Origin of the sequence: Campylobacter sp. (assembly GCF_017646085.1) — a bacterium.
In the GTDB taxonomy this organism is placed as follows: Bacteria; Campylobacterota; Campylobacteria; order Campylobacterales; family Campylobacteraceae; genus Campylobacter.
In genome coordinates, this window is record NZ_JAGCNF010000064.1 from 17,773 (window position 1) to 28,494 (window position 10,722).

11 protein-coding genes are annotated in these 10,722 nt (G+C 32.1%); 6 read left to right on the top strand and 5 right to left on the bottom strand.

Annotated elements, in window-relative coordinates; genetic code table 11:
- Positions 1-86: 86 nt before the first annotated feature.
- From J6V67_RS03360 to J6V67_RS03380, 5 genes are read left to right on the top strand one after another with little or no spacing between them, the layout of a single operon-like run.
- The gene (locus J6V67_RS03360) at positions 87-803 is read left to right on the top strand and encodes a class I SAM-dependent methyltransferase (protein ID WP_291858761.1); all 717 of its coding nucleotides are present in this window, start codon (positions 87-89) and stop codon (positions 801-803) included.
- 38 nt (positions 804-841) lie between these two features.
- Entirely contained in the window at positions 842-3,229 is a 2,388-nt protein-coding gene (locus tag J6V67_RS03365; RefSeq protein ID WP_291858764.1) for an EAL domain-containing protein, read from the top strand.
- Between the two features lie 48 nt (positions 3,230-3,277).
- Positions 3,278-3,913: a carbonic anhydrase gene (locus J6V67_RS03370; protein WP_291858794.1), complete on the top strand. Its 636-nt coding sequence runs from the start codon at positions 3,278-3,280 to the stop codon at positions 3,911-3,913.
- The gene (locus J6V67_RS03375) at positions 3,879-5,723 is read left to right on the top strand and encodes a mechanosensitive ion channel family protein (protein WP_291858767.1); all 1,845 of its coding nucleotides are present in this window, start codon (positions 3,879-3,881) and stop codon (positions 5,721-5,723) included. Before J6V67_RS03370 ends, J6V67_RS03375 begins: the two co-directional genes overlap by 35 nt.
- Positions 5,707-5,859 (top strand): hypothetical protein, encoded by a 153-nt coding sequence (locus J6V67_RS03380; protein ID WP_291858770.1) that lies wholly within the window; start codon positions 5,707-5,709, stop codon positions 5,857-5,859. Before J6V67_RS03375 ends, J6V67_RS03380 begins: the two co-directional genes overlap by 17 nt.
- A 106-nt stretch (positions 5,860-5,965) precedes the next feature.
- Here the strand turns inward: J6V67_RS03380 and J6V67_RS03385 are convergent, their stop codons facing one another.
- From J6V67_RS03385 to rpsT, 5 genes are all read right to left on the bottom strand, one after another.
- The gene (locus J6V67_RS03385) at positions 5,966-6,466 is read right to left on the bottom strand and encodes an isochorismatase family protein (RefSeq protein ID WP_291858773.1); all 501 of its coding nucleotides are present in this window, start codon (positions 6,464-6,466) and stop codon (positions 5,966-5,968) included.
- A 9-nt stretch (positions 6,467-6,475) separates the two neighbouring features.
- A complete protein-coding gene (locus J6V67_RS03390) occupies positions 6,476-7,234 on the bottom strand; it encodes an exodeoxyribonuclease III (protein WP_291858777.1) in 759 nt (252 codons plus the stop codon).
- A 138-nt stretch (positions 7,235-7,372) separates the two neighbouring features.
- Positions 7,373-7,930: a manganese efflux pump MntP family protein gene (locus tag J6V67_RS03395; RefSeq protein WP_291858780.1), complete on the bottom strand. Its 558-nt coding sequence runs from the start codon at positions 7,928-7,930 to the stop codon at positions 7,373-7,375.
- Complete coding sequence (gene prfA, locus J6V67_RS03400; protein ID WP_291858783.1) at positions 7,930-8,997, bottom strand: peptide chain release factor 1; 1,068 nt, start codon at positions 8,995-8,997, stop codon at positions 7,930-7,932. Before prfA ends, J6V67_RS03395 begins: the two co-directional genes overlap by 1 nt.
- A gap of 8 nt (positions 8,998-9,005) precedes the next feature.
- Entirely contained in the window at positions 9,006-9,272 is a 267-nt protein-coding gene (gene rpsT, locus J6V67_RS03405) for a 30S ribosomal protein S20 (protein WP_086247708.1), read from the bottom strand.
- Positions 9,273-9,449: 177 nt separating this feature from the next.
- Here rpsT and glmM point away from each other — a divergent pair.
- Positions 9,450-10,722 (top strand): phosphoglucosamine mutase (gene glmM / locus J6V67_RS03410; protein WP_291858788.1); only part of this gene is annotated, 1,273 nt, incomplete at its 3' end.

The following is a 10,722-nucleotide window of genomic DNA, read 5'->3' on the forward strand; positions in this document are numbered from 1 at the left end:
TTAAGTGTAAAATTATATCTGATTTGACTTAAATTTATTTAAAGCAAAAATTGATAAAATTTAAAAAATAATCTCAAGGTAGTCATATGCAAGAAATTTGGAATAAAAAATCCAAAACTTATCCTAAGTTTAGCCCTATTATGCGGCCATTTGAGAGGGATTTTTTTGACTTTTTAGATAAATCTGGTATAGAATTTAAAGGCAAAACTCTCATTGATATTGGCGCTGGAACTGGAGTTTATAGCCTACACTTAGCAAAACTTTGCCAAAGCGTGCTAGCACTTGATTTAAGTCCTGCGATGCTAGAGGTACTACAAAATAGCGCTAATGAATATAATATAAGCAATATTAAAACACTTTGTGGTACAATAAAAGATGTTGAAAAACTTAAATTTGATATAGCTTTTCTTACTATGTCGCCAGCGCTTAAGAGTGATGCTGATTTTGAGATTTTTACTAACCTTGCTAAAAACCATATATATATGAACTGGCTAAAACCAAGAAAATCCGACCTTTTAGAGCTATTTATGGATACGAATGCAAGAGCTGATATGGCTGCACCTGTAGCACGATTAGAGGCCTTTTTAAACTCTAAAAATATTAAATTTCAATCAAAAGAGATAAACGAAAATAGAAGCGTTACAAAAAATATAGATGAAATGGTAGAAAATTTGGCTTGGCATTTAGAAATTAGCGGACAAAACTACAATAAACATGAGATAAAAGATAAGATAAAAAACCTAGCAAATGGTGATAAAATCAGCGAAAATATTACCACTTGCGTGAAAGTTATGATATTTTGAAAGCAAATATTTTAAAAACTAATATTATAAGAATTGTATTGATATTTTTTGTCTTGGTATGCCTTTATTTTATCATATCAACTGGGCAAATTTTATTAAAAACAGATGAGCGATTATATGATTTTGCTGAATTAAAGCGCTTAAATGAGGAATTGTATCTGCAAATTGACCTCCAAAATATCCATACAACAATTGAAAATACCGAAAATAGTATTAATAAAATCAACACTTTAATGGATAAAATCAGCTCAAATTTTGTTATTACAAAACTATTTTATAATGTTGAACATGTTGAACTTTTAGAAAAATTAAAAAGCAGATTAAAAACTAGAAATGATATTATTAGAAATTATTATATAATCCGTCAAGATATCTCTAAGAGTCTATTTGAGCTAAACAAAGAACTACCAAATACTATAGATTTTACACAAATGGCACAAGCTTATGCTTTGTTAATCAACTCAAGATTTATATCTGATTTTAATAGAGATGAGTTTGATAGGTATCTAACCAAGCTAATTAACGAGCCAAGAGAGCAGTTTGATTATGAATTTTTAATCAAAATTCAGCATGTAAATGATAACTTAATCACTATTCCAAACCTTAAAATCCAAAACAAAGCACTAAAAATTGAAAGCAAAATTGACCAACTCCTAAGCCACTCAATAGAGCATTTTAACTCTGCTTTATATGCACTTATTACATGTTCGGCATTTTTATTAGTTGTGGCATTTTTAGCTTTGACTAAAAATGGAATTTTAAGCAATCAAAATCGCAGTAACAAAGCTAAGCTAAAGCAGCTTTCCTATCTCATTGATAGCAATCCAAATCAAATAATAATCTTAGATAAATTTGGAAGAATATCAAGTGTAAATAATGCATTTATAAATTCAAGTAGTTTTAGCCCAGAAGATATTATAAATCAAGAACTAAGCGCATTAAATATGAATATGCAAGGAACTGATATATTTGATGAAATTTGTCAAAGCAAAGATGTTAAAACATATAACGAATTTGTTAGTAAATCCAAAGATGGAATTCTTATCTACGAAAATATAGTTGCTATACCAATGCTAGATGAATTTAATGATATTAGTGGGGCTATAATCCTAAAACGTGATATCACAAAAGAGAGATTAACTAGTAAAGAATTAAACTTTAAAAACGCTCAACTACAAGAGAGTTCAAATATTGATAATCTTACAGGCTTAAGAAATTTAACCTCACTCAATGATGCTATCAAAGCCAACCAAAATGGCACACTAATTTATCTAATGATTACAGATTTTGTAAATTTAAGATTTTTTTACCGCTCAGATTTAATTGATTTGATATTTGTAGCAATTGCTAACTCTATCAAACTAGCTATTAGCACTTATAAAATCGACGCCATGGCATATAGAATGCAGCTTGATGAATTTTGTATATGGTATAAAGGCGATAATATCAAAAAGGATATAAAATATATAACTGAATATTTTAAATCCAAAAATATCACCATTCAGACTGAGGACGGATTTGAGATTTTGCCAAATATTTCTATTACTATTGGTATTAGCTCAAATGAAGATAAGCCAAATTTAAATAGACTAACTCAAGCTATTTTAGCTGCTCAAGATGCTAAGGATAAAGATTTAAGTTTTAGCTTTTATAACCACGATAACCCAATAGAGAAAAACTATCAAAAAAACGCCACCATTACACGACTAATTCAATATGCCCTAAATGAAAATAGAGTAATTGTCGAGTGTCAAGGAATATTTGACATTAGAGAAAATAAGCCAAAAATTAGCTCGTATGAGATTTTAATTCGTATTTTAGATCAGCAAAATCAAATTCACTATCCAAATGAGTTTTTAAGTGTGGCCAAGCTAACATCGCTATATCTAGCACTTACCAAGCAAGTTATCAATCGTGCTTTTGAACTTTTAGAACGTTTTGGGGATAAAAAGAGATTTTCTATCAACCTCTCAAGCGTAGATATGATGAATGAACCAGTCAAAAATTTATTTATTCAAAAGCTAGATAGCTGTTCTAATCCACAAAATCTTACCATTGAGATTTTAGAGAGTGAAGGGGTTGATGATTATGATGTTATAAACCCAATTATTCAAGAGATTAAAAATTATGGCTGTAGGCTTAGTCTTGATGATTTTGGTAGCGGGTATTCAAATTATTACAGAATGCTTGAACTTGATATTGATTATATTAAAATCGATGGTTCTATCATATCTAAACTACCATTTGATAAGAATGCTCAAAGCGTAGTAATGACGATTGTAGATTTTGCCAAGCGTCAAGGATATGAAACCGTAGCTGAGTTTGTCTCTACGCCACAAATTTTAGAAGTTACCAAAGAATTAGGAATTGACTATGCGCAAGGCTATTTATTAGCTAGACCAGTTCTACCAAACAATTTAGTATAAATAGGAGCAAATTTGCATCACAATATAATAAACGGCGCAGTTAAATTTATGGAAGAAAATTTTATCGAACATAAAGAACTGTTTGAGCATTTAAGTAGCAAACAAACACCTCATACGCTATTTATTGGATGTTCAGATTCTAGAGTTGTGCCAAATTTAATTACAAATACCCTTCCAGGTGAGCTTTTTGTCGTACGAAATATTGCAAATATCGTGCCGCACTATAGGCTAGTTGATGAGTATCTAGCTACAACTGCAGCTATAGAATATGCTATTTACACACTTGGAATTAAAAATATTATAGTCTGCGGACATAGCAATTGTGGAGGCTGTGAAGCTTTATATCAAAGCGATGAGAAGCTATCTCGTACTCCAGTTGTTAAAAAGTGGCTTTTAATAATTGATCATATCAAAAAAGAGGTTTTAAAAGATAAAGATATAACTCCAGCTAAAAGAGCATGGGTAACTGAGAGGCTAAATATTATAAATTCACTCCAAAATATAATGACCTTCCCAGGAATAATAGATAGATTAAAGGCTGGTGAGCTAAAGCTATATGGCTGGCACTATATCATTGAAACTGGCGAACTTTATAACTTCAACAGTGGAACAAAAAGTTTTAAACTATTAGAAAAGAGCATTAACTATGATGAAATTTACTCTCAAATTTTTACTGATTTTTAATCTATTTTGCAGCGTTTTACTCTGTAATGAACTTAGCAATACTAGTAATAAAATTATCTCATTAAACTCTCAGTTAAGAATAATAAAAGAGCAAAAAAGCACTACAAAAGATGGAGATATTGCAATTTTAGAAGATGAAAAAAATGAACTCCTAAATAGCCTACCAGCACTTATTACTAGTAGTAATGATTTTAATCAAACTCATCTAAGATCATATATAAAGGCGCTTAGTGCTGAATTAAATAAACAAACAAAGCAATCAAATCCCAATGCCAAAGAGGTACAAATTGCTTTAGCCAATGCGCAACTAGATCAAATCTACTACTACGCACTATCACAAATCTCAAAAGCATTTAAAGACTATAGCAAGACACCAGATGAAGCATTAATTGATGCTATTACACAGATTCAAATATCAAACTACCAAGAACTAAAGGCTATTAGTACTAATGCAACTAGCCAGATCGAGCAAGAATTAATCGCAACTGATTTAAAACGCCAAACATATAGCGAAATTCTAAACTATCTAAAAGAGAATTCTGAGCTTTTTGATAGTAGTTTTGTACTAACTAGCCTAAATCTTCAACATATAATCGATGAGATTAATAGAATTATAAATTTAAAATCAAGTCCTATAAATATTGGCAAAATCATTATAATATCGCTGATTTTTATATTTTTTATTCTTTTGCCACGACTTACTTCCTTGCTACTTTATAGAGTTTTTATAGCTCTTTTATCACGCTCAAAAGATATTTCAGTAGAGTTTAAAGAGCAGTTTGTAGCAGCTATTAAGCTTCCTGTGGCGATATTTTTTATTATTTATGCTTTAAATTTATCCATAATTATTGCTTACTATCCAGCTACAATCAATATTGAGATATCAAAATATTTTGGAATTGCTTATAGCGTGGTTGTAGCGTGGTTTGTAATTGGCGTACTAAATGGATATGGAATTGTAATATTATCAAAAATCGCTGAGAAATCAGGCCGCAAAGAGATAGTAAATTTAATTATTAAAGTTTTATATTTTATCATTATTATTATAGCTATACTCGTGATTTTAAGCAAAATTGGCTTTGATATTAGCACTCTTATTGCATCTTTGGGTATTGGCGGGCTTGCAGTTGCATTTGCAACAAAAGATATAATTGCCAACTTTTTTGCCTCTATAGTGTTACTTTTTGATAGCTCACTTAGTCAAGGAGATTGGATAGTTTGTGCTGGAATAGAAGGCACTGTAGTTGAGATTGGACTTAGAAAGACAACTATTAGAACCTTTGATAATGCGTTAGTTTTTGTGCCAAACTCAAAAATTATGAGTGAAAGTATTAAAAACTGGAACCGCAGAAAGGTTGGAAGACAGATTAAAATGCATGTTGGTCTAAGCTATACAACTCCACCAAAAAGCATTCGCAGCTGTATTAAAGAGATTAAAGAGATGCTTACAAATCACCCAGGAATCGCACAAACTGGCATAGATACTGCACTAAATAACGCTAGTGATGCTCGCATCAAATATCGTCAAAGTATGGTCTCAATGGACGATTTAAGCGGTTATAAGAATAATCTTTTTGTAGTATTAGATCAATTTAGCGATAGCTCAATTGATATTTTAATTTATTGCTTTAGCAAAAGTGTCGTATGGGGTGAGTTTTTAGCCGTTAAAGAAGATATAATGCTAAAGATTATGGAAATTGTAGAGCGATATGATGATGCTAAATTTGCCTTCCCAAGCCAAAGCATATATGTAGAATCAATGCCAAAAATTCAAATTTATAAAGGAGAAAATGATGACAAACAGATTTGATGATGATCTAGATGAAGATCTACAAGATTATGAAGATGAGGAATTTTCTTATAAAAATTCTCGTAGTTACAACTATGATGAAAATGACTATTCATATGATGATGAGGACGAAGAAGATAGCTATGATATGGAGTAAATATAGTAAAATTTGTTAGTTTTAACTGCTACTTTTATCTCTTGCAATATTAGTAAAACTTATTTTCTTTAGTGGCAATTTGTTATCACTAAAGAAAATAACAAAACTATTTTATCAATTTTGAAATAGTCTTAAAGCTTGAATGTTCAGCACTTTTGAGTAATTCAAATGCTACCATTTCAAGTGGTTTTACACTTATATTTTTTAAATTTGCATATGCAAGGGATTTATTTTTTGGATCTCTAGAGCTAATACACTCATCAATTAGCGTAACGTTATAGCCATTTTTTATTAAATCTAAAGCTGTTTGATATACACAAATATGCGCTTCAATGCCAATTATATAAATATTATTTACCATTGTTAATCGATCTTTTATAGCATTATAAGCGCTAAATTCCATCTTTTGAAATTTTTCATCTATAAAACCATCTAAACTATCTATAGTATTTCCAAGCCCTTTTGGATATTGCTCAGTTGCAATGATTTTTATTCCAAGCTCTTTAGCAATTTGTAAAAACTTTAACGAATTTGCTACTAACTCTTCTGCCCCGCTCATCACTGGAGTTAATCTCTCTTGAATATCTATAACCAAAACTAAACTCATAAAATTCTCCTATAAATCAATATCAATCCCAACTGGAGCGTGATCACTGCCTTCGATATCGCTTAATATAAAAGCATCTTTTAATCTATCTTTTAATCCTTGCGAGACAAAAAAATAATCAATCCTCCAGCCGACATTTTTAGCACGTGCATTAAATCTATAACTCCACCACGAATACGCACCCTCTATATCGCCATGAATATATCTAAAAGTATCGATAAATCCGGCCTCGATCACTCTATCAATCCACGCTCTCTCAACTGGTAAAAATCCACTAGTTTTAGCATTTGCCTTTGGGTTTTTAAGGTCTATTTCACGATGAGCAGTATTAACATCACCGCAAAATATCACCTCCAACCCATTAGCATTTAACTCCTTAATATAATTTAAAAAGCTATCATAAAATGCCATCTTATGTTCTAATCTATCATCTCCTTGCTGGCCATTTGGAAAGTAGATATTAAATAGCACAATATTATCAAATCTATGTTCTAACACCCTGCCTTCACTATCATCAAAAAATTTACACTTTGAACTCTCGTAGCTAAATTTGCTCAAACTCATTACACCTGAATATCCTGCCTTTTGAGCTGAATTTGAACTAATATTATCAAAACCTAAATTAAACATCTCCTTTGGAATCTGATCCTCTTTAGCCTTTATCTCTTGAAGGCCGATAAAATCAATATTCTTACTCTTTAACCACTCAAAACCATTCTTGCTAACTACAGCCCGCAAGCCATTTACATTCCACGAAAGTAGCCTCAAATTTATCCTTTTTTGTAGGCATTATAACTATTATTTAATAATATTTTAGAAATTTAAGAATAAAAGATTAGTTTTTAAAAATATAAGAATTTAACTAGGCTTAGCATATTAAAAACAAAAGATAATTAAAATTAAATATTAAATATCTAAATTAAAAAGATGTGATATCAAAATTTTAAAGCCAATGACAATTAGTATCACGCCACCTAAAATAAGTGCTTTTTTCTCTAACGCTTCACCTAGATACTTGCCGATATAAACTGCAACAATACAAATAGCAAAACATACTAGCCCTACAACTATTGAGCTAACTGCGATACTACCACCCTCAAAGCTAAGCGCTACACCAACAGCCAATGCGTCTATACTAGTAGCGATCGCTCCAATTATTAAAAGTTTTAAACTCAAATCGATACTACACTCTAGATCCTCTTCTTCTCTAGAATCTTTTATCATCTTAGCGCCTAAAACAAGTAATATAAAAAATGCTATATAATGATCAATAGCTTCGACATATTTAATAAATTCAAGCCCTAAAAAGTAACCAATAAGCAACATAAGGGCTTGAAAAAATCCATAAATAAAGGCAATTTTGCTAATTTTAAATAAATTTAATTTTCCACATCTTGCGCCATTGGCTATACTTAATGCTGCACTATCCATCGATAGTGCCACAGCCAAAAGCAACAACTCCATCACAAGCCAGCACTCGCTATTGCATTTGCTTGATAATCAGCAATTAATGGATCAATAATCTCATCAAATAGCCCTCCGGCCATAATCGCATCAAGTCTATATAAAGTTAAGTTTATCCTATGGTCGCTAATTCTATTTTGTGGATAGTTGTATGTACGAATTCTACCACTTCTATCACCTGTTCCGACTTGATCTTTTCTCTCTTGACTTTGGGCTGCTAGACGCTCTTTTTCTTGCATCTCATAAAGTCTTGCTTTTAAAACCTTCATTGCAGCTTCTTTGTTTTTATGCTGACTTTTGCCATCTTGATTAACAACTACCAAACCAGTTGGTTTATGCGTGATTCTTACAGCCGAATCAGTAGTATTTACGCTTTGGCCACCATGACCACTACTGCGCATTACATCGATTTTAAGATCATTTTCATTGATAATTATCTCGCTATCTTGCACTTCTGGCATTACTGCTACTGTAATAGCAGATGTATGTACTCTACCTTGTGACTCAGTTTCAGGTACACGCTGAACCCTATGGGTACCGCCTTCAAATTTAAGTCTTGAATATGCACCATCGCCTTTTATTAGTAAAATAATCTCTTTAAATCCGCCAGCACTTCCCTCGCTAGAACTAACAATTTCGAATTTATATCCTCTTTGCTCAGTATAGCGCATATATGCATTTGCTAAATCACCAACAAACAATGCTGCCTCATCGCCACCAGTTCCTGCTCTAAGCTCTAAAAATATATTTTTATCATCATTTGGATCTTTTGGAATAAGTAAAATTCTAATCTCATTTTCCAATTCTTCAAGGGCAGGCTCAAGGGTCTTTAACTCTTCCTTAGCTAGATCACCTAATTCAGGATCACCTAAAAGCTCACGATTCTCTTCTATACTTGATAAAATATGAAGATATCTATCACTAGCTTCTTTTATTGGTTCTAAATTTCGCTGTTCTTTGGAGAGCTCAGTCATACGAGATATATCACTGATGACCGATGGATCGCTTAGCAAGCTCTCAATCTCGCTAAAACGATCTATAAATGGTTGTAATTTTTGTGCGAGCATAACCTAGCTTACGCAGCTAATGTATTTACTAATTTTGCTAAACGGCTAACTTTTCTAGAAGCTGTCTCTTTTTTCAAGAAACCTTTGCTTACAAAGCTATGGAAGCTTTTATTTACATCTTTTAATGCTGATAATGCTGCTTCTTTATCGTTGTTAGCTACTGCAACTCTTACCGCTTTTGTTAAATTTTTAAGTCTTGTGCGGTAAAATCTATTTCTTTCTGTTCTTTTAATGGTTTGTCTTGCTCTTTTTTCAGCAGATTTATGATTTGCCATAACTTACCTTTTTCATAATTTTAGCTCGGAATTATACCAAAATATTATTAATCAAAACTGAATTTAAGTATCTTTTAATCTAATCATTTTCGAATTTAATATTATACCTATTAGTTTAAAATTTTTAGCTAAAATACGCCTAAATCTAGATAAATTAAAACAATAAATGGGGAGAAAATGAAGTTATTTGGAACTGATGGAGTAAGAGGATTAGCAGGCAAAAAGCTTGATGCAATGACTGCTATGCGCCTAGCTATGGCTGCTGGAATTTACTTTAGAGCGCACTCAAAAACCAATAAAATATTAGTAGGAAAAGACACTAGAAAAAGTGGTTATATGATAGAAACTGCCATTGTCGCAGGGCTTACAGCAGTTGGCTATGATGTGGTGCAAGTTGGCCCAATGCCAACACCTGCAATTGCCTTTTTAACTGAAGATATGCGTTGTGATGCTGGAATTATGATAAGTGCAAGTCACAATCCATTTTTTGATAATGGAATTAAATTTTTTGATGGAAGCGGAAACAAACTAGCTGAAGCTGACGAGAGAGAGATTGAAGAGATTTACTTTGATCCAAATTTAATTGATCATAGTCAAAAAACTGGCCTAGAAATAGGTAGCTCAAAAAGAATTGATGATGTAATTGGTAGATATATTGTACATATTAAAAACTCATTTCCAAAAGAGCTAACCCTAAAAGGGCTAAGAGTCGTCCTAGATGTGGCAAATGGTGCAGCCTATAAAGTAGCTCCGACAGTATTTAGCGAGTTAGGGGCTGAAATAATCGTTTTAAATGATGAACCAAATGGTTCAAATATTAATGAAAATTGTGGCGCTTTGCATCCTGAGAGTCTTGCTACTGAGGTTAAAAGACTTAGAGCTGATATAGGGTTTGCATTTGATGGAGATGCTGATAGGTTAGTTGTAGTAGATGAAAAAGGTACAGTAGTCGATGGTGATGCGCTTCTTGGGGTATTGGCTAGCTATTTAGATGATAATAATATGCTAAGCAAAAAAGCAATAGTAACAACTGTGATGAGCAATGCTGCTTTAGATGATCACTTAAGCAAACGCAAAATTGCCCTAAAACGCTCAAATGTCGGCGATAAATATGTATTAGAAATGATGAAAGACAAGGGAATAAATTTTGGCGGTGAACAAAGCGGTCATATAATCTTTAGTGACTTTTCAAAAACCGGCGATGGTTTAGTCTCAGCACTTCAAGTTAGTGCATGCTTACTAAAAAGCAGTAAAAAAGCTAGTGAAATATTTGGAAAAATCAAACCATATCCACAAAAATTAACAAATTTAAAAATAGTACAAAAACGCCCACTTGATCAAATCAGCGGAATAAAAGAGCTTGAATCCGAACTAGAAAAACTCCATATTAGATCACTATTTCGCTACTCTGGCACAGAGAACTTAATTAGACTACTCTTAGAGGGCAAGG